Below are 17,807 nucleotides of genomic sequence, written 5' to 3' on the forward strand. Positions count from 1 at the left end.
GGCCGATACGGCGGGCTCCGTGCGGCCGGCGGGCACCCCCAGTGGCCGTCACGCGGAAGCGGCCCGCGGAAGGTGTCCGCCCCGCGGAAAGTATCCGTGTATATCGAAGGGGTCTCCTCGCTCACCGCAGCGTCGCGGTCACGCTACGCTCACGGAATCCATCCATTCGTACCACCCGATCCACGTCCACAGCAGAACGGCTCAAGACGACGCATGCCCCAGCACACCTCCGGGTCCGACCGCGCGGCGGCACCGCCCGCAGCGCGCGGCGCCGTGCGCCCTCCCGCACCCTCGACGCTCGATGAGCTGTGGCGGTCGTACAAGGCCTCGGGCGACGACCGGCTGCGGGAACAGTTGATCCTCCACTACTCACCCCTGGTGAAGTACGTGGCGGGGCGCGTCAGCGTCGGGCTGCCGCCCAATGTCGAGCAGGCCGACTTCGTCTCCTCCGGCATCTTCGGCCTCATCGACGCCATCGAGAAGTTCGACCCCGCCCGCTCCATCAAGTTCGAGACCTATGCGATCACCCGCATCCGGGGCGCGATGATCGACGAACTGAGGGCGCTGGACTGGATCCCGCGCTCGGTCCGGCAGAAGGCGCGCGCTGTGGAGCGTGCCTACGCCACCCTCGAGGCCGAGCTGCGCCGGACGCCCACCGAGGCGGAGGTGGCCGCCGAGATGGGGGTCGGCCTCGACGAACTGCACGCCGTCTTCAGCCAGTTGTCGCTGGCCAACGTGGTGGCGCTGGAAGAGCTGCTGCACGTGGGCGGCGAGGGCGGCGACCGGCTGAGCCTGATGGACACCCTCGAGGACACCGCGGCCGACGACCCCGTCGAGGTCGCCGAGGACCACGAGCTGCGCAGACTCCTCGCCCGGGCCATCAACACCCTCCCCGAGCGGGAGAAGACCGTGGTCACCCTCTACTACTACGAGGGCCTCACCCTCGCCGAGATCGGCCACGTCCTCGGCGTCACGGAGAGCAGGGTCAGCCAGATCCACACCAAGTCGGTCCTCCAGCTCAGGGCCAAGCTCGCCGACGTGGGCCGCTAAGCCGTGGCGGTGTCCGCCGAATGTCTGCTGAATCGTCCCTCCTGCGTCGTCCCCGGCAGGGCCTGTCCGTAAAGTGGGACCGTGCCCAGGATTCGAGCGGCCTCAGTGGCCGAGCACCGGACGATGCAGCGCGGCGCCCTGCTGGACGCCGCCCGCTCCCTGCTGTCCGAAGGCGGAACGGAGGCCCTGACCTTCCCCGCCCTCGCCGAGCGCACGGGACTCGCGCGGTCCTCGGTCTATGAGTACTTCCGCTCCCGGGCCGCCGTGGTGGAGGAGCTGTGCGCCGTCGACTTCCCCGTCTGGGCGGCGGAGGTCGAGGCGGCCATGGAGCGCGCCGACACGCCGGAGGGGAAGATCGAGGCGTATGTGCGGCAGCAGCTGGCGCTCGTCGGCGACCGCCGCCACCGCGCCGTCGTCGCCATCTCCGCCGGCGAGCTGGACGCCGGCGCCCGCGAGAAGATCCGCGCCGCGCACGGCGGCCTGGTGACCATGGTCGGGGACGCTCTCATGGCCCTGGGCCACGACCAGCCGCGCCTGACGGCGATGCTGCTGCAGGGCGTCGTGGACGCCGCCGTGCGCCGCATCGAGCTCGGCGCGGCGGAGGAGCCCGAGCGGATCACGGAGGCGGCGGTCGCCATGGCCCTGGGCGGCGTGCGCGGCTGACACCGCCATCGCGCCGAGCGGCCCGGACAGCGGCAGCAGCCGCGAGGGCGGACGGCGCAGCATCCACGGCGGCAGCAGACTCAGCGGGTCCAGATAGCCGGCACCGCGCCGCAGCCCCCAGTGCAGACACCCCGCCGCGCAGTGGGCCGCCCCGGCCTCCAGCACCCCCACCACCTCACCCGCCGCCACGGCCCGGCCCTCGCGCACCGTGGCCCGCACAGGCTCGTACGTCGTGCGCAGCGGCGGGTCGCCCGTGCCGGCCAGCTCGACGGAGACCACCCCGCGCCCGGCGACCGTGCCCGCGAAGGAGACCGTCCCCGGGGCGGCGGCCCGCACCGGGGCGCCCGGCCGGGCCGCCAGATCCACCCCGCGGTGGCCCGCCGCCCAGGGCGCCGGAGGCGGCTCCCAGGCGCGCAGGACCAGGGGCCGGGCGCCCCGCGCTCCCCCGACCGGCCAGGCGCGGTCGGCGCCCGGCACCGCGGGCCCCTCGCGCGCCGGCCCCGGCGGCGCGGGCGGCCCTGATACGGCAGGGGCGCATGTGAACCATGTGATGAGCAGGGGCAGCATCCAGAGCAGGAGTGCTCGCACGGTCGTACGCGGTCGTCGCATGGCGTCACCCTGGCCGTGATCGCCCGATCGCGGGGATCTTGACCCGGATCTGTGGACTACTCGCCGGTTGTGGACAACGCCGTCACCCGGGCCTTCTCCGGTCCCGTACACTTCTCATGGCGATCCGGGTCACCGGGTCGACTTCGCACGCCCCGCCACCGGCGCGTCAGACCCTCTCGGGCAGCACGGTGGCCGTGTCTCTCGGTCCATGGAACGGCTCTCGCAAGGGCTCCGTCCACGGCAGGCGCGTCGGGGCGTCAGGAGCGGCGGCCGCCCGGCCGTCGTGTAACCGAGTATGCAAGGAGCGCGGCCATGGCCGTCGTCACGATGCGGGAGCTGCTGGAGAGCGGCGTCCACTTCGGTCACCAGACCCGTCGTTGGAACCCGAAGATGAAGCGTTTCATCTTCACGGAGCGCAACGGCATCTACATCATCGACCTGCTCCAGTCGCTGTCGTACATCGACCGCGCCTACGAGTTCGTCAAGGAGACCGTCGCGCACGGCGGCTCCATCATGTTCGTCGGTACGAAGAAGCAGGCCCAGGAGGCCATCGCCGAGCAGGCGACCCGTGTCGGCATGCCCTACGTCAACCAGCGCTGGCTGGGCGGCATGCTCACCAACTTCTCGACCGTCTACAAGCGCCTGCAGCGCCTGAAGGAGCTCGAGCTCATCGACTTCGAGGATGTGGCCGCCTCCGGCCTCACCAAGAAGGAGCTCCTGGTCCTCTCCCGCGAGAAGGCCAAGCTCGAGAAGACCCTCGGCGGTATCCGCGAGATGCAGAAGGTGCCCAGCGCCGTCTGGATCGTGGACACCAAGAAGGAGCACATCGCCGTCGGTGAGGCGCGCAAGCTGCGCATCCCCGTCGTCGCGATCCTCGACACCAACTGCGACCCCGACGAGGTCGACTACAAGATCCCGGGCAACGACGACGCCATCCGCTCCGTCACGCTGCTCACCCGTGTGATCGCCGACGCCGTCGCCGAGGGCCTCATCGCCCGCTCCGGTGCCGCCACCGGTGACGCGAAGGCCGACAAGGCCGCCGGCGAGCCGCTGGCCGAGTGGGAGCGCGACCTGCTCGAGGGCGAGAAGAAGGCCGACGAGAAGCCGGCCGAGGCCGCTGCCGAGGCCCCGGCCGCCGAGGCCCCGGCCGCCGAGGCCGAGAAGCCGGCCGCGGACGCCGAGCAGGCCTGACGTCCTGCCGTACCGACGGCGGGGGCGTGAGCTCCCGCCGTCGGTTGGTGGATCCACTGTCGGACCCCGTCAGCGGGACGGGGACCGCCAGGTGTGGTGACCTCAAGACGGACCAGCCTTGCCAGTGACGCCCGAAGGCCCTGGCAGGGCGTAGTGCAGAAGAAGGATTGAAGGATGGCGAACTTCACCGCCGCTGACGTCAAGAAGCTCCGCGAGCTCACGGGCGCCGGCATGATGGACTGCAAGAAGGCGCTCGACGAGGCCGAGGGCAACCTCGAGAAGGCCGTCGAGATCGTCCGCGTCAAGGGCCTGAAGGGCGTGGCCAAGCGCGAGAGCCGCACCACCGAGAACGGTGCCGTCGTCTCCGTCATCGCCGAGGACAACACCTCCGGTGTCATCGTCGAGCTGAAGTGCGAGACGGACTTCGTCGCCAAGGGCGAGAAGTTCATCGCCGTCGCCGAGGCCCTGGCCGCCCACGTGGCCAAGAGCGCCCCCGCCGACGTCGAGGCCCTGATGGCGTCCGAGATCGAGGCCGGCAAGACCGTCCAGGCGTTCGTGGACGAGGCCAACGCCACCCTCGGTGAGAAGATCGTCGTCGACCGCTTCGCGCAGTTCGCCGACGGCTACGTCTCCGCGTACATGCACCGCACCGCCGCGGACCTGCCCCCGCAGGTCGGCGTCCTGGTCGAGCTGGACAAGGAGAACGCCGAGGTCGCCAAGGACGTCGCGCAGCACATCGCCGCGTTCGCGCCGAAGTTCCTCTCCCGCGAGGAGATCCCGGCCGACGTCGTCGAGAACGAGCGCCGCGTCGCCGAGGCCACCGCTCGCGAGGAGGGCAAGCCCGAGGCCGCCCTGCCGAAGATCGTCGAGGGTCGCGTCACCGGCTTCTTCAAGGAGAGCGTCCTGCTGGACCAGGCGTTCGCCAAGGACAACAAGAAGACCGTCCAGAAGATCCTGGACGAGGCCGGTGTCACGCTGAAGCGCTTCGCCCGCATCCGCGTCGGCGCCTGAGCCTCGCAGGACAGCGAATGACCCGCGACCCGCTAGGGTCGTATGCAGCCGACCGTCCACCGGCCGGCCGCTGATGTGACGAGGAGGCCATTGCCGCACAGGAACCGAAAGGATCCATCCGGCAATGGCCTTCTTCGTATGTGCACGAGGAGAACTCCAATGAACCAGGGCGCGGACACCAAGCAGGCCGCCGACGACAAGAGCGCCGACCAGGGCAAGCCCCGTCGGTTCCTGCTGAAACTGTCAGGTGAGGCCTTCGCCGGTGGCGGCGGACTGGGCGTCGACCCCGACGTCGTGCACGCCATCGCCCGCGAGATCGCGGCCGTGGTCCGCGAGGGCTACGAGATCGCCGTGGTCATCGGCGGCGGCAACTTCTTCCGCGGCGCCGAGCTTCAGCAGCGCGGCATGGACCGGGCCCGCTCGGACTACATGGGCATGCTCGGCACCGTGATGAACAGCCTCGCCCTCCAGGACTTCCTGGCCAAGGAAGGCGTCGAGACGCGGGTCCAGACCGGCATCACCATGGGCCAGGTCGCCGAGCCGTTCATCCCGCTGCGCGCCGTGCGCCACCTGGAGAAGGGCCGCGTCGTGATCTTCGGCGCGGGCATGGGCATGCCCTACTTCTCCACCGACACCACCGCTGCCCAGCGCGCCCTCGAGGTCCACGCCGAGGCGATCCTCATGGGCAAGAACGGCGTCGACGGGGTCTACGACTCCGACCCCAAGAAGAACCCCGACGCGGTGAAGTTCGACGCGCTGGAGTACAGCGAGGTGCTCGCCCGCGGCCTCAAGGTCGCCGACGCCACCGCCATCAGCCTGTGCATGGACAACAAGCTGCCGATCCTGGTCTTCGAGCTGCTGGCCGAGGGCAACATCGCGCGTGCGGTGAAGGGTGAGAAGATCGGCACGCTCGTGAGCGACCAGGCCACGCGGGCCTGAGCCCGCACCGCCGCCCGTACCGCGCACCGAAGGGGCACGGGCGGCAACTCCGTGCCGTGGGAAGACCACGGCACGGGGATGGACAACTGCCTGCCGGTCGGACACCGTGCAGGAGAAGACGCGCGCAGGGGCGAGGCTCTGCTTACTGATAACACCAGGAGCAAGTGGTGATCGAAGAGATCCTCCTCGAGGCCGAGGAGAAGATGGAGAAGGCCGTTGTGGTCGCCAAGGAGGACTTCGCGGCGATCCGCACCGGGCGTGCGCACCCGGCGATGTTCAACAAGATCGTGGCGGACTACTACGGTGCGCTGACGCCCATCAACCAGCTGGCGTCGTTCTCGGTGCCCGAGCCGCGCATGGCCGTGGTCACGCCGTTCGACAAGACCGCGCTGCGCAACATCGAGCAGGCGATCCGCGACTCGGACCTCGGCGTCAACCCGAGCAACGACGGCAACATCATCCGGGTGACGTTCCCGGAGCTGACCGAGCAGCGTCGCAAGGAGTACGTCAAGGTCGCCAAGACCAAGGCCGAGGACGCCAAGGTCTCGATCCGCTCCATCCGCCGCAAGGCCAAGGACCAGCTCGACAAGCTGGTCAAGGACAAGGAGTCCGGCGAGGACGAGGTCCGCCGCGCCGAGAAGGAGCTCGACGACACCACCGCGAAGTACGTCGCGCAGGTGGACGAGCTGCTCAAGCACAAGGAAGCCGAGCTGCTCGAGGTCTGATGAACGACGCATCCTGGGGAGCCCCGCCACGCGCCTGGGGGTCCACCGACCAGGGACCCGCCCCGGCGGGTCCCCTGCACGACGCGGGCGTCGCGGCGCAGACTCGGCCCATGCCCATTGTGCCCGGAGCAGGCGGATACCAGGACGACGGAGCCGACCGTGAGCAGGGGGCCGCCCACATCGGTGGCCCCCTGTTCCGCGATGAACAGGAGCCCGACATCCGGCCGCAGGAGCCTGCCTCCCCTCAGGGGGCGAAGGCGAAGAAGAGCGCGGGCCGGGATCTGCGTGCCGCGATAGGGGTCGGGGTCGGCCTCGGCGCGGTGATCCTCGCCTCCCTGTTCATCTACAAGCCCGTCTTCCTCGGCGTGATCGTTCTCGCCGTGGTGGTCGGGCTGTGGGAGCTGACCTCCCGGCTCGCCGAGCGCAAGGCCATCAGGGCACCCCTGGTGCCGCTGGCCATCGGCGGCGCCGCGATGACCGTCGCGGGCTATGTCAACGGCCCCGAGGGCGCGTGGGTGGCCATGGCCTTCACCGCGCTCGCCGTGCTGGTGTGGCGGATGACCGAGCCGCCGGACGACTACCTCAAGGACGTCACCGCCGGCATCTTCGCGGCGTTCTACGTGCCGTTCCTCGCCACCTTCGTGGCGCTGATGCTCGCGGCGGAGGACGGCGCCTGGCGGGTGCTGACCTTCCTCATCCTGACGGTCGTCAGCGACACCGGGGCCTACGCGGTGGGCTGGCGGTTCGGCAAGCACAAGCTCGCCCCGCGCATCAGCCCCGGCAAGACCCGTGAGGGACTCCTCGGCGCCGTGGCGTTCGCGATGGTGGCGGGCGCCCTGTGCATGCACTTCCTGATCGACGACGGCGTGTGGTGGGAGGGGCTGCTGCTCGGCCTCGCGGTCGCCGTCAGCGCCACCCTGGGCGATCTCGGCGAGTCGATGATCAAGCGGGACCTGGGCATCAAGGACATGGGCGCCCTGCTGCCCGGCCACGGAGGGATCATGGACCGGCTGGACTCGCTGCTGCCGACGGCGCCGGTGGTGTGGCTGCTGATGGTGGTGTTCGTGGGCTCCGCCTAGATCGATCAGGGCCCGGGAGCGGGCCAGGTACCCTGGAAGGGCTCGTCGCTGCGCGGCGGGCCCTTTTCCGGCCCCGCGCACGCGGGGGTGCCCCCTTCAGAAACCTCCGGGTTCCGGCATGTCCTGCCGCTGGCTCCGCGATCGCGGAGATCATCCGCTCTCGTCGCAATGAGGAGTTTTCGCTCATGGCCCCCGCGCCTGGAGAACTGACGTTCGTCGCCCCCCGCGGGGCCAAGCTGCCCCCGCGGCACCTTGCCGACCTCACCCCCGCCGAGCGCCGCGAGGCCGTCGCCGCGATCGGCGAGAAGCCGTTCCGCGCCAAGCAGCTCTCCCAGCACTACTTCGCCCGGTACGCGCACGACCCGGCGTCCTGGACGGACATCCCGGCCGCCGCCCGCGAGAAGCTCGCGGGCGAGCTGCTGCCGGACCTGATGAGCGTCGTGCGGCACATCTCGTGCGACAGCGACACCACCCGCAAGACCCTGTGGCGCCTGCACGACGGCAAGCTCGTCGAGTCCGTGCTGATGCGCTACCCCGACCGGGTCACCATGTGCATCAGCTCCCAGGCGGGCTGCGGCATGAACTGCCCGTTCTGCGCCACCGGCCAGGCGGGCCTGGACCGCAACCTGTCGACGGCCGAGATCGTGCACCAGATCGTCGACGGCATGCGCGCCCTGCGCGACGGCGAGGTCCCCGGCGGCCCCGCGCGCCTGTCCAACATCGTCTTCATGGGCATGGGCGAGCCGCTGGCGAACTACAAGCGCGTCGTCGGTGCCATCCGCCGGCTCACCGACCCCGAGCCCGACGGCCTGGGCCTGTCCCAGCGCGGCATCACCGTCTCCACGGTGGGCCTGGTCCCGGCGATGCACCGCTTCGCCGACGAGGGCTTCAAGTGCCGGCTCGCCGTCTCGCTGCACGCGCCGGACGACGAGCTGCGCGACACCCTCGTGCCGGTCAACACCCGCTGGAAGGTCCGCGAGGTCCTCGACGCCGCCTGGGAGTACGCGGAGAAGTCCGGCCGCCGCATCTCCATCGAGTACGCCCTGATCCGCGACATCAACGACCAGGCGTGGCGCGGTGACCTGCTCGGCAGGCTCCTCAAGGGCAAGCGGGTGCACGTCAACCTCATCCCGCTCAACCCCACCCCCGGCTCGAAGTGGACGGCGTCCCGGCCGGAGGACGAGCGGGCCTTCGTCGAGGCGATCGCGGCCCACGGCGTGCCCGTGACCGTGCGGGACACACGCGGCCAGGAGATCGACGGGGCGTGCGGCCAGCTGGCCGCCACCGAGCGCTGATACTGTCCCTCTGCATCAGCTCGTACAAATGAACAATCCGACAGGGGAGCGCAGCAAGCGCTGAGAGTGCGGCACAGCCCGCAGACCCTCGGACCTGATCCGGGTCATACCGGCGTAGGGAGTCAGCACCACCATGAACACCAACCTTCGGCGTGCCCTCGGCGCGGCCGCCGTCGCCGCGCTCGGCCTGCCCGCGCTGGCCGCCTGCGGCGGATCGGACGACAAGGGCTCCGACGGGTCGAAGAGCAAGACGGTCACCCTCGTCTCGCACGATTCGTTCCTCGCCTCCGACGCCGTGCTGAAGGCGTTCACCGAGCAGACCGGCTACACCGTCAAGGTCCTCAAGAGCGGTGACGCCGGCCGGGCCGTCAACCAGGCGATCCTCTCCAAGAGCCACCCGCAGGGCGACGTCTTCTTCGGCGTCGACAACACCTTGCTCTCCCGCGCGCTCGACAACGGCCTGTTCACGCCGTACGAGGCCAAGGGCCTGGACCGCGTCCCGAAGGAGCTCCAGGCCGACGCCGCCGAGCACCGGGTCACGCCCGTCGACACCGGCGACATCTGCGTCAACTACGACCGCGCCTACTTCGCGGACCACAAGCTGGCCCCGCCGCGGTCCTTCGACGACCTGATCAAGCCGGAGTACAAGAACCTCCTGGTCACCGAGAACGCCGCGACCTCCTCGCCCGGTCTGGCCTTCCAGCTCGCCACCGTCGCCAAGTACGGCGACGACGGCTGGAAGGACTACTGGAAGAAGCTCAAGGACAACGGCGTCGAGGTCGTCGACGGCTGGGAGCAGGCCTACAACGACCGCTTCTCCGGCTCCGCCGCCGGCCGGAAGGCCAAGGGCGACAAGCCCCTGGTCGTCTCCTACGCCTCCAGCCCGCCCGCCGAGGTCCTCGGCGTGAAGCCGGCGCCCGAGGAGGGGCCGACCGGGGTGGCGACGGGCACCTGCTTCCGGCAGATCGAGTTCGCGGGCCTGCTCAAGGGCGCCAAGAACACCGAGGGCGGCAAGGCCCTGATCGACTTCCTGCTGAGCAGGACGTTCCAGGAGGACATGCCCCTCCAGATGTTCGTCAAGCCGGCCAACCAGGACGCCAGGCTGCCCGAGGTCTTCACCAAGTACGGCGCGCGGATCGACAAGCCCGAGACGCTCGCGCCCGAGAAGATCGCCAAGAACCGCGACCAGTGGGTCAAGGAATGGTCCTCGCTCGTCCTGAAGTAGGTCCCGAAGCGGTCCCCGCGGCAGGTTCCGGAGCCACGGCCCGGCAGGCCCCCCTGCCGGGCGGTCCCCGGCGGACGGCGACGCGGCTCGGTCTGATGGCCGTGCCGCTCGCCTTCTTCGGGCTCTTCTTCGCCTACCCCGTCGCCGCGATCGTCTCCCGGGGCCTGCGATCCGGCGGCCAGTGGCAGTTCGCCCGCATCGGCGAGGTCGTCACCGATCCCCGCATCGGCGACGTCCTGTGGTTCACCACCTGGCAGGCCGTCGCATCCACGGCCCTCACGCTGCTGCTCGCGCTCCCCGGCGCGTACGTCTTCGCGCGCTTCGACTTCCCCGGCAAGCAGCTGCTGCGGGCCGTGGTCACCGTCCCCTTCGTGCTGCCGACCGTCGTGGTCGGCTCGGCGTTCCTGGCGCTGCTGGGACGCGGGGGGCTGCTGGACGAGCTGTGGGGGGTGCGGCTGGACACCACGGTCTGGGCGATCCTCCTCGCCCACGTCTTCTTCAACTACGCCGTCGTCGTCCGCACCGTCGGCGGCCTGTGGGCCCAGCTCGACCCGCGCCAGGAGGAGGCGGCGCGCGTCCTGGGCGCCGGCCGCCTCGCCGCCTGGCGGCGGGTGACCCTGCCCGCGCTGGGCCCGGCCGTGGCGGCCGCCGCCCTGATGGTCTTCCTGTTCACCTTCACCTCCTTCGGCGTCGTCCAGATCCTCGGCGGACCGCACTACGCCACCCTCGAAGTGGAGATCTACCAGCAGACCGCGCAGCTGCTGGACCTGCCCACGGCCGCCGTCCTCACCCTCGTGCAGTTCGCCGCCGTGGCCGCGCTGCTGGGCGTGCACGCCTGGACCGTGCGGCGGCGGGAGGCGACGCTGCGGCTGGTGGACGCCTCCCGCACCGCCCGCCGCCCGCAGGGCGCCGCCCAGTGGGCGCTGCTGTGGTCCGTCCTGGCCGTCGTCGCGCTGCTCGTGCTCGTACCGCTCGTGGTGCTCGTCCTGCGCTCCTTCGACGGGCCCGACGGCTACGGCCCTGCCTTCTACCGCGCCCTGGCCTCGGCCGGCGAGAGCGACGGTACGTTCGTCGTCGCCCCCTGGGAGGCGATCGGCAACTCCCTGGCCTACGCGCTGGCCGCCACCGGCATCGCGGTGGTGGTGGGCGGGCTCGCCGCGGCGGCGCTCACCCGGCGCGAGGGCCGGCTCGTGCGGGGCTTCGACGCGCTGCTGATGCTGCCGCTGGGCACCTCCGCCGTGACCGTCGGCTTCGGCTTCCTGATCGCGCTGGACGAGCCTCCGCTGGACCTGCGCACCTCATGGATCCTGGTGCCGTTGGCCCAGGCCCTGGTGGGCGTGCCCTTCGTCGTACGGACCGTCCTGCCGGTGCTGCGCGCGGTGGACGCCCGGCTGCGGGAGGCGGCCGCCGTGCTCGGGGCCTCGCCGCTGCGGGCGTGGCGCGAGGTGGACCTGCCCCTGGTCGGGCGGGCGCTCGCGGTGGCGGCGGGCTTCGCGTTCGCCGTGTCGCTGGGCGAGTTCGGGGCCACCGTCTTCATCGCCCGGCCCGACAGCCCCACCCTTCCGGTGGCCGTGGCCCGGCTGCTCGGCCGGCCCGGCGAGCTCAATTACGGCCAGGCGATGGCCCTCAGCACGATCCTGATGCTGGTGTGCGCGGTGGCGCTGCTGGTACTGGAGCGCATCCGCACCGACCGTACGGGAGAGTTCTAGGTGTCCTTGCTACGACTCGAAGGGGTGACCGTCGGCTTCGGCGGGCGGCCCGCCCTGGACGCCGTCGACCTCGCCGTCGCCGAGCACGAGATCGTCTGTGTGCTCGGGCCGAGCGGCAGCGGCAAGTCCACGCTCCTGCGGGTGGTGGCCGGGCTGCAGCGGGCGGACGCCGGGCGGGTGTCCCTGGCGGGCAAGGACCAGGCCGGGGTGCCCACGCACCGGCGCGGCGTGGGCCTGATGTTCCAGGACCACCAGCTCTTCCCGCAGCGGGACGTGGCCGGCAACGTCGCCTTCGGCCTGCGCATGCGCGGCACGGGGCGGGCGGAGGCGGCGCGCCGGGTGGGTGAGCTGCTGGACCTGGTGGGCCTGCCGGGCGCGCAGAAGCGGTCGGTCGGCCAGCTGTCGGGCGGTGAGCAGCAGCGCGTCGCCCTGGCGCGGGCGCTGGCCCCCGAGCCGCGGCTGCTGATGCTGGACGAGCCGCTGGGGCAGCTGGACCGGGGCCTGCGGGAGCGGCTCGTGGTGGAGCTGCGGTCGCTGTTCGGCCGGCTGGGGACGACGGTGCTGGCGGTCACCCACGACCAGGGCGAGGCGTTCGCCCTCGCGGACCGGGTGGTGGTGATGCGCGACGGGCGGATCGCCCAGGCCGGCACGCCCCTGGAGGTCTGGCAGCGGCCGGCGTCGGAGTTCGTGGCGCGCTTCCTGGGCTTCGACAATGTGGTCGGGGCGACCGTGCGCGGCGGCTGCGCGGAGACCGTGTGGGGGAAGCTGCCGGTGCCGGGAGGTACGCCGGAGGGGGAGTGCCGGGTGCTGGTGCGGCCGGCGGGGGTTCGCCTGACGGCGCCGAAGGAGGGTCTGGCGTGTGTGGTGGAGGCCCGGACGTTCCGGGGGGACCACGTGATCGTGCGGCTCCGGCCGGAGGCCGGCCCCGAGCTCGAGGCGGCGTGCGCGCTCGCGGGGGCGCCGGGGGTGGGTGACCGGGTGGGTGCGGTCTTCGTGGTGGACGAGGTCGCTGTTCTCCCCTGACCCGCCCCTTCCCGTAACCGGGGGCTCCGCCCCCGGACCCCCGGTCCTCAATCGCCGGACGGGCTGGATTCCAGCCCGTCCGGCGGAGAACCTAGCCCACGGTGCTCGGTGTGGGCTCCTGCTCGGGAGCCGTCGAGGGGGTCGCCGCATGCGCGTCCGGTTCGCCGAACCACGCGACGGCCACCGCGCCGGCCACCGCGAGCAGGAAGCCGAGGACCGCCATCCAGGCCAGGCCCTCGCGGGAGGCGTCGCCCAGCCACATGACGCCGATGATGCCCGGCAGGACCGTCTCACCGACCACCAAGGCGGCCGTGGCGCCGTTGACCGAACCGATCTGCAGGGCCACGGTGTGCAGGTACATGCCGACGCTGCCGGCTATGAAGATGGCGTAGAAGGCCGGGTCCGACAGCAGCGTGGTCAGGTCGAACGGGTCGACGCCGTCGAGGATGCGGACGCCCACGCCGATCGCGCCGAAGCCGAGGCCGGAGAGCAGACCGGCCAGGATGGCGGCCTTCGAACCGAGGAAGTGGACGGCCACCCAGCCGCCGCCCATCAGCACCACGGTGATGGCCAGCAGCCACCAGTGCGTGGACCGGGCGGCCTCGCCGCTGCCCTCGTGGCCCGCGGCGGTCGCCAGCAGCACCAGCGCCGAGCAGACGACGCCGATCGACATGACCTCGCGCTTGTTCAGCCGGATGCCCAGCATCTTGATGCTCAGCAGGGCGGTGACGACGAGGTTGGCGCTGATGACGGTCTGGGAGAGGAAGAGCGGCAGCATGCGGGCGGCGAGCGCGCCGAGCGCGAAGCCGACGAAGTCCAGGACCGTGCCGACCATGAACTCCCAGGTCACCGCCGCCTTCGCGGTGGACGACAGACTGGGGCCGCCGTGCTGGGTCGTGCCCGCGGTGGAGGCCCCCTTGGCGGCCTCCCGCTGGGCCGACTTGCGCGACCCGACGGCTTGCAGGACGGATCCTGTGCCGTAACACGCCGAGGCCGCGACAGCCGTGACAAGGCCGATGATCACCAATAGCTCCGTTCGCCTGATGGCCCGTCCTGCTTTGAAGCAGACGTACTCCTGAGCAGACGTACTTTTCGGCGCCGGAGTTGCCTTGAGTCAAGAACTGGTCAAGAACTGATGCTCCCAGCCCTCTTCACCGGGTCAGGGGGAGGGTCGTCAGCTCCGCGATCACCCAGGTGAGTGGGGCGAGCACGGCCAGCAGGACGCCCGTCCGTACGGCCGCCGCACCGCGCAGCATGGACGGCGGGACGCCCAGCCGCAGCAGGGCGTCCGTCGTCTCCGAGCGGGACTGGCGGGTGTCCAGGGCGGCGGTGATCGCCGTGGCCGTCACACAGGCCATCACGACCGCCGCGCCCAGCCCCGTGAGCGGCCCGAACGGGCTGTCGCCCGCCGGCTCCCATGCGGCGCCGTACAGCTCGGCGGCGGCCAGCGCCCCCGAGGCGACCGCGCACAGCACGCCGAGCGGCCGGCCGAGCCGGGTCGCCGCGTCCTGCAGTATCCGCCCGGCCAGCAGGCGCATCGGCCCGGGCCGTCCGGCCGACAGGAGCGTGCCGCACCAGTGGGTCAGGCCGGGGCCGGCCAGCACCAGGCCGAGGGAGGCGAGCAGCCAGCCGCCCAGCAGGCCGGGGGAGGCGCCGTCCTGGCCGGGCAGCGCCAGCAGGGCGGTGGGGGCGGGGGCCGGGGCGTGGCCGACGTACGCCTCCAGGGCGAGGCCGCAGGCGATGATCGAGATGCCCCACGGCAGGCCCGCGTAGCTCGGTCTGGCGGTCCGGGGCGCCGTGGGCGCGGCGGCGTCCGGGGCACCGGGCTCCGGTGCGCTCGCCCTGCGCTCCTTGCGCGGGCGCAGGGCGATGGCGCACGCGCCGGCCGCCAGCGCCGGGAGCAGCCCGAGCAGGGTCAGCGTCGCCGCCCAGGGCAGGGTGGCGTTCCCGTTCAGCAGCGATGCCGCCGACCCGCTCAGCGGAGTGCCGCCCAGATCGCCCCGCAGCTCGAGGTAGACCAGCAGGGCGACGACGCTGCCGAGCCCGCAGGAGAGGGCCGTCGACGTCGCCGCGAGGACGGACAGCCGCACCGGGCCGAAGCCGATGGCGTCCAGGCCGTCCCGGGGGCGCGTGGCGGGATCGTTGCGGGCCACCGCGAGCGCGAACTGCACCACGGCGGCCAGCGGGACCGCGCACCACAGCAGCCGCACGAGCGACTCCTCGGTCGCCTTGGGGTGGGCCACGGCGTACCCCAGCGTGCACAGCAGCAGGAAGCCGACACCGGACGCGGCCCCCGCCACCAGCACACGGCGGAGCAGGACGAGCGGGTGCGCGCCGCGCGCTAGGCGGAGACTGAGCACGCGGCCCTGCCCTCCCCTTCGGGCGCGTCGGGGGCCGGGATCGCGCCGCCCCGGCGGCCGTCCACGAGGGAGACCGTGCGGTCGGCGAGCGAGGCGCTCTCGTCGTCGAGGGTGGCCAGGACGACCGTGATGTGGTGCGAGCGGGCGGCCGTGGTCAGGGTGCGCAGCACCTGGGCGCGGTCGCCCTCGTGCAGGGGCGCGGTCGGCTCGTCGGCGAAGACCACGGTCGGCTCGGCGGCCAGGGCGCGGGCGATGGCGATGCGCTGGCGCTGGGCCTGGGTGAGCGCGCCGGGGCGCTTGCGGGCGCAGTCGCCGACGTCGAGGCGTTCCAGCCATTCGTGGGCCGTCTGTTTGGCCGTCCGGTGGCCGACGCCGCGCACCAGCAGGGTCAGGGCGGCGTTCTCCCAGCCCGTCAGCTCCGGCACCAGGTGCGGCGCGCTGTCGATCCAGCCGAACCGCTCACGGCGCAGCCGCTCGCGGGCGGCGCGGGAGAGGGTGTGCACGGGGGCGCTGTTGAACCACACCTCGCCGGGGTCCGCCAGGAGCTGCCCGGACAGGCATTTGAGGAGTGTGGTCTTCCCGGAGCCACGGGGTCCGGTCACGGCGAGGATCTCGCCCTCCCGGACGCCGATGGACACACCGGCCAGGGCCGGTGAACCGCTGTAGGAGTAATGCAGACCGCGTGCCCAGAGCACGTCGTTGTCCGGCGGGGCCACCATATCGAGCACCTCGGGTCGCTTCAGAGGGTCCGTTCCCCTGTCCGGGTGAACGAACCGGAGGCCATTGGGTCACTGGCACCGTACGGAACCGGGATCCTAGCCCCCGTCCAGGCTCGGCGCTGGAGTGCCCCACTTTCCTCCCATCGGGCTCATCCCGCCCGGACATGAGCGAGCCGTGGCCCACGAGCGCGCGGGGGAGTGGTGCGCGCACGTGGGCCACGGCGGGAGACGGGCCGCGAAAAAGGGGGGGTGCCCGTCGTGAAGGGGTACGGATCAGATCTTCGTCCAGGCCTCCGTGAGCACCCCACGGACGATCTGCTCGATCTCCTCGAACGTCGACCGGTCGGAGATCAGCGGCGGGGACAGCTGGATGACCGGGTCGCCGCGGTCGTCGGCCCGGCAGTACAGGCCGTTCTCGAACAGCTTCTTCGACACGAAGCCGTACAGCAGCCGCTCGCACTCCTCCGGGGTGAACGACTCCTTGGTCGTCTTGTCCTTCACCAGCTCGATGCCGTAGAAGAAGCCGTTGCCGCGGACGTCGCCGACGATCGGCAGGTCGTGCAGCTTCGAGAGCGTGCCGAGGAAGGCCGACTCGTTGTCCAGCACGTGCTGGTTGAGGCCCTCGCGTTCGAAGATGTCGAGGTTGGCGAGCGCGACCGCCGCCGAGACCGGGTGGCCGCCGAAGGTGTAGCCGTGCAGGAAGGTGTTGCTGCCCTTGAAGAACGGCTCGGCGATCCGGTCGGAGATGATCGCGGCGCCGATCGGGGAGTAGCCGGAGGTCATGCCCTTGGCGCAGGTGATGATGTCCGGTACGTAGCCGAACTTGTCGCAGGCGAACATCGTGCCGAGGCGGCCGAAGGCGCAGATGACCTCGTCGGAGACGAGCAGCACGTCGTAGGTGTCGCAGATCTCGCGCACCCGCTGGAAGTACCCGGGCGGCGGCGGGAAGCAGCCGCCCGCGTTCTGCACCGGCTCGAGGAAGACGGCGGCGACGGTGTCGGGGCCCTCGAAGAGGATCTGCTGCTCGATCTGGTCGGCCGCCCAGCGGCCGAAGGCCTCGGGGTCGTCACCGTGGACCGGCGCACGGTAGATGTTGGTGTTCGGCACCTTGTGCGCGCCGGGGACCAGCGGCTCGAAGGGGGCCTTGAGGGCGGGCAGCCCGGTGATGGCCAGGGCGCCCTGCGGGGTGCCGTGGTAGGCCACGGCCCGCGATATGACCTTGTACTTGCCGTGGTTGCCGGTCAGCTTGTGGTACTGCTTCGCCAGTTTCCACGCGGTCTCGACGGCCTCGCCGCCGCCGGTGGTGAAGAAGACCTTGTTCAGGTCGCCCGGTGCGTGGTGGGCCAGCCGCTCGGCCAGCTCGACGGCCTTGGGGTGGGCGTAGCTCCACACCGGGAAGAAGGCCAGCTCCTGCGCCTGCTTGTTGGCGGCCTCGGCGAGCTCGGCGCGGCCGTGACCGGCCTGGACCACGAAGAGGCCGGCCAGGCCGTCGAGGTAGCGCTTGCCCTTGTCGTCGAAGATGTAGGCGCCCTCGCCGCGCACGATGGTGGGCACCGGGGCGTTCTCGTACGACGACATGCGGGTGAAGTGCATCCACAGGTGGTCGTACGCCGTCCTGCTGAGGTCCTTGCTCACGGCTATCGGGTTCCCCATGTGTAGGTCTGCTTACGGAGCTTGAGATAGACGAAGCTCTCGGTGGAGCGCACGCCCGGAAGGGTGCGGATGCGCTTGTTGATCGTTTCGAGCAGGTGGTCGTCGTCCTCGCAGACGATCTCGATGAGGAGATCGAAGGAGCCCGCGGTCACGACGACGTACTCCACTTCGTCCATCGCGGTCAGGGCGTCGGCTACCGGGTCGAGGTCCCCCTCGACGTTGATGCCGACCATCGCCTGCCGCCGGAATCCCACGGTGAGCGGGTCGGTGACGGCGACGATCTGCATGACGCCCTGGTCGAGCAGCTTCTGCACGCGTTGCCGGACCGCCGCCTCGGACAGCCCGACGGCCTTGCCGATCGCCGCGTACGGGCGGCGCCCGTCCTCCTGGAGCTGCTCGATGATCGCCAGGGAGACGGCATCGATCGGCTGCGTGCTGTTCACGCCCTTGGGATCTGCGCTACGAGTGGCCACAGACCCCACTGTGCAGGAGAACTCGACGGTGTGGCAACCCCTGAGCGATGAAATTCGTTGCGCGGCGGCCGCAGAATCACTGA

Annotated in this window: 16 protein-coding genes, 1 pseudogene and 1 riboswitch; of the genes and pseudogenes, 11 read left to right on the forward strand and 6 right to left on the reverse strand. The window is 71.4% G+C overall.

Going from position 1 to position 17,807, the window contains the following annotated elements:
- The first annotated feature begins 213 nt into the window (after positions 1 to 213).
- Positions 214 to 1,050, forward strand: a complete 837-nt coding sequence (whiG, locus tag ABZ956_RS03865) for an RNA polymerase sigma factor WhiG (RefSeq protein ID WP_361886371.1) — start codon at positions 214 to 216, stop codon at positions 1,048 to 1,050.
- Between the two features lie 123 nt (positions 1,051 to 1,173).
- The gene (locus ABZ956_RS03870) at positions 1,174 to 1,713 is read left to right on the forward strand and encodes a helix-turn-helix domain-containing protein (RefSeq protein ID WP_361886709.1); all 540 of its coding nucleotides are present in this window, start codon (positions 1,174 to 1,176) and stop codon (positions 1,711 to 1,713) included.
- Between the two features lie 21 nt (positions 1,714 to 1,734).
- On the opposite strand, the pseudogene ABZ956_RS03875 reads toward ABZ956_RS03870, so the two are convergent.
- A pseudogene (locus tag ABZ956_RS03875) lies at positions 1,735 to 2,322 on the reverse strand (M23 family metallopeptidase); the annotation flags it as partial.
- A gap of 312 nt (positions 2,323 to 2,634) precedes the next feature.
- Between ABZ956_RS03875 and rpsB the strand changes: the two are divergent.
- The 9 genes from rpsB to ABZ956_RS03920 all read left to right on the forward strand — a co-directional run bounded on the left by rpsB (position 2,635) and on the right by ABZ956_RS03920 (position 12,519).
- The gene (rpsB, locus tag ABZ956_RS03880; protein WP_361886374.1) at positions 2,635 to 3,513 is read left to right on the forward strand and encodes a 30S ribosomal protein S2; all 879 of its coding nucleotides are present in this window, start codon (positions 2,635 to 2,637) and stop codon (positions 3,511 to 3,513) included.
- Between the two features lie 174 nt (positions 3,514 to 3,687).
- Positions 3,688 to 4,524 (forward strand): translation elongation factor Ts, encoded by an 837-nt coding sequence (gene tsf / locus ABZ956_RS03885; RefSeq protein WP_361886377.1) that lies wholly within the window; start codon positions 3,688 to 3,690, stop codon positions 4,522 to 4,524.
- A 159-nt stretch (positions 4,525 to 4,683) separates the two neighbouring features.
- Positions 4,684 to 5,463 carry a UMP kinase gene (gene pyrH / locus ABZ956_RS03890; protein WP_361886379.1) on the forward strand — a complete coding sequence of 260 codons (780 nt, stop codon included), beginning with the start codon at positions 4,684 to 4,686 and terminating at the stop codon, positions 5,461 to 5,463.
- Between the two features lie 167 nt (positions 5,464 to 5,630).
- Positions 5,631 to 6,188 (forward strand): ribosome recycling factor, encoded by a 558-nt coding sequence (gene frr / locus ABZ956_RS03895; RefSeq protein ID WP_361886382.1) that lies wholly within the window; start codon positions 5,631 to 5,633, stop codon positions 6,186 to 6,188.
- Positions 6,188 to 7,267 (forward strand): phosphatidate cytidylyltransferase, encoded by a 1,080-nt coding sequence (locus ABZ956_RS03900; protein ID WP_361886384.1) that lies wholly within the window; start codon positions 6,188 to 6,190, stop codon positions 7,265 to 7,267. Before frr ends, ABZ956_RS03900 begins: the two co-directional genes overlap by 1 nt.
- A gap of 185 nt (positions 7,268 to 7,452) precedes the next feature.
- Positions 7,453 to 8,562: a 23S rRNA (adenine(2503)-C(2))-methyltransferase RlmN gene (rlmN, locus tag ABZ956_RS03905; RefSeq protein WP_361886387.1), complete on the forward strand. Its 1,110-nt coding sequence runs from the start codon at positions 7,453 to 7,455 to the stop codon at positions 8,560 to 8,562.
- Between the two features lie 32 nt (positions 8,563 to 8,594).
- Positions 8,595 to 8,700, forward strand: a riboswitch (TPP riboswitch).
- On the forward strand, positions 8,696 to 9,787 hold the full coding sequence (locus tag ABZ956_RS03910; protein WP_361886390.1) for a thiamine ABC transporter substrate-binding protein: 1,092 nt from the start codon (positions 8,696 to 8,698) through the stop codon (positions 9,785 to 9,787). It overlaps the preceding riboswitch by 5 nt.
- Positions 9,788 to 9,882: 95 nt before the next feature.
- Positions 9,883 to 11,496, forward strand: coding sequence for an iron ABC transporter permease (locus ABZ956_RS03915; RefSeq protein ID WP_361886393.1), 1,614 nt, complete (start codon positions 9,883 to 9,885; stop codon positions 11,494 to 11,496).
- Positions 11,497 to 12,519 carry an ABC transporter ATP-binding protein gene (locus ABZ956_RS03920; RefSeq protein WP_361886396.1) on the forward strand — a complete coding sequence of 341 codons (1,023 nt, stop codon included), beginning with the start codon at positions 11,497 to 11,499 and terminating at the stop codon, positions 12,517 to 12,519.
- Between the two features lie 91 nt (positions 12,520 to 12,610).
- Here the strand turns inward: ABZ956_RS03920 and ABZ956_RS03925 are convergent, their stop codons facing one another.
- The 5 genes from ABZ956_RS03925 to ABZ956_RS03945 form a co-directional block, all read right to left on the reverse strand.
- A complete protein-coding gene (locus ABZ956_RS03925) occupies positions 12,611 to 13,543 on the reverse strand; it encodes a hypothetical protein (protein ID WP_361886399.1) in 933 nt (310 codons plus the stop codon).
- A 127-nt stretch (positions 13,544 to 13,670) separates the two neighbouring features.
- Positions 13,671 to 14,879 (reverse strand): hypothetical protein, encoded by a 1,209-nt coding sequence (locus tag ABZ956_RS03930; protein ID WP_361886402.1) that lies wholly within the window; start codon positions 14,877 to 14,879, stop codon positions 13,671 to 13,673.
- On the reverse strand, positions 14,861 to 15,598 hold the full coding sequence (locus ABZ956_RS03935; protein ID WP_361886405.1) for an ATP-binding cassette domain-containing protein: 738 nt from the start codon (positions 15,596 to 15,598) through the stop codon (positions 14,861 to 14,863). Before ABZ956_RS03935 ends, ABZ956_RS03930 begins: the two co-directional genes overlap by 19 nt.
- A 273-nt stretch (positions 15,599 to 15,871) precedes the next feature.
- A complete protein-coding gene (locus ABZ956_RS03940) occupies positions 15,872 to 17,251 on the reverse strand; it encodes an aspartate aminotransferase family protein (RefSeq protein WP_361886407.1) in 1,380 nt (459 codons plus the stop codon).
- Entirely contained in the window at positions 17,236 to 17,724 is a 489-nt protein-coding gene (locus tag ABZ956_RS03945; RefSeq protein WP_071965076.1) for an Lrp/AsnC family transcriptional regulator, read from the reverse strand. The genes ABZ956_RS03940 and ABZ956_RS03945 overlap by 16 nt, the downstream gene beginning before the upstream one ends.
- Positions 17,725 to 17,807 lie beyond the last annotated feature (83 nt).

Origin of the sequence: Streptomyces sp. NPDC046261 (genome assembly GCF_040646235.1) — a bacterium.
Taxonomy (GTDB): Bacteria; Actinomycetota; Actinomycetes; order Streptomycetales; family Streptomycetaceae; genus Streptomyces.

Coding starts and splice junctions, on each gene's coding strand:
- rpsB (WP_361886374.1), top strand. CDS start 2,635: ATGGCCGTCGTCACGATGCGGGAGCTGCTGGAGAGCGGCGTCCACTTC.
- tsf (WP_361886377.1), top strand. CDS start 3,688: ATGGCGAACTTCACCGCCGCTGACGTCAAGAAGCTCCGCGAGCTCACG.
- ABZ956_RS03900 (WP_361886384.1), top strand. CDS start 6,188: ATGAACGACGCATCCTGGGGAGCCCCGCCACGCGCCTGGGGGTCCACC.
- ABZ956_RS03870 (WP_361886709.1), top strand. CDS start 1,174: ATGCAGCGCGGCGCCCTGCTGGACGCCGCCCGCTCCCTGCTGTCCGAA.
- ABZ956_RS03915 (WP_361886393.1), top strand. CDS start 9,883: ATGGCCGTGCCGCTCGCCTTCTTCGGGCTCTTCTTCGCCTACCCCGTC.
- pyrH (WP_361886379.1), top strand. CDS start 4,684: ATGAACCAGGGCGCGGACACCAAGCAGGCCGCCGACGACAAGAGCGCC.
- whiG (WP_361886371.1), top strand. CDS start 214: ATGCCCCAGCACACCTCCGGGTCCGACCGCGCGGCGGCACCGCCCGCA.
- rlmN (WP_361886387.1), top strand. CDS start 7,453: ATGGCCCCCGCGCCTGGAGAACTGACGTTCGTCGCCCCCCGCGGGGCC.
- ABZ956_RS03935 (WP_361886405.1), bottom strand. CDS start 15,598: ATGGTGGCCCCGCCGGACAACGACGTGCTCTGGGCACGCGGTCTGCAT.
- ABZ956_RS03940 (WP_361886407.1), bottom strand. CDS start 17,251: ATGGGGAACCCGATAGCCGTGAGCAAGGACCTCAGCAGGACGGCGTAC.
- ABZ956_RS03910 (WP_361886390.1), top strand. CDS start 8,696: ATGAACACCAACCTTCGGCGTGCCCTCGGCGCGGCCGCCGTCGCCGCG.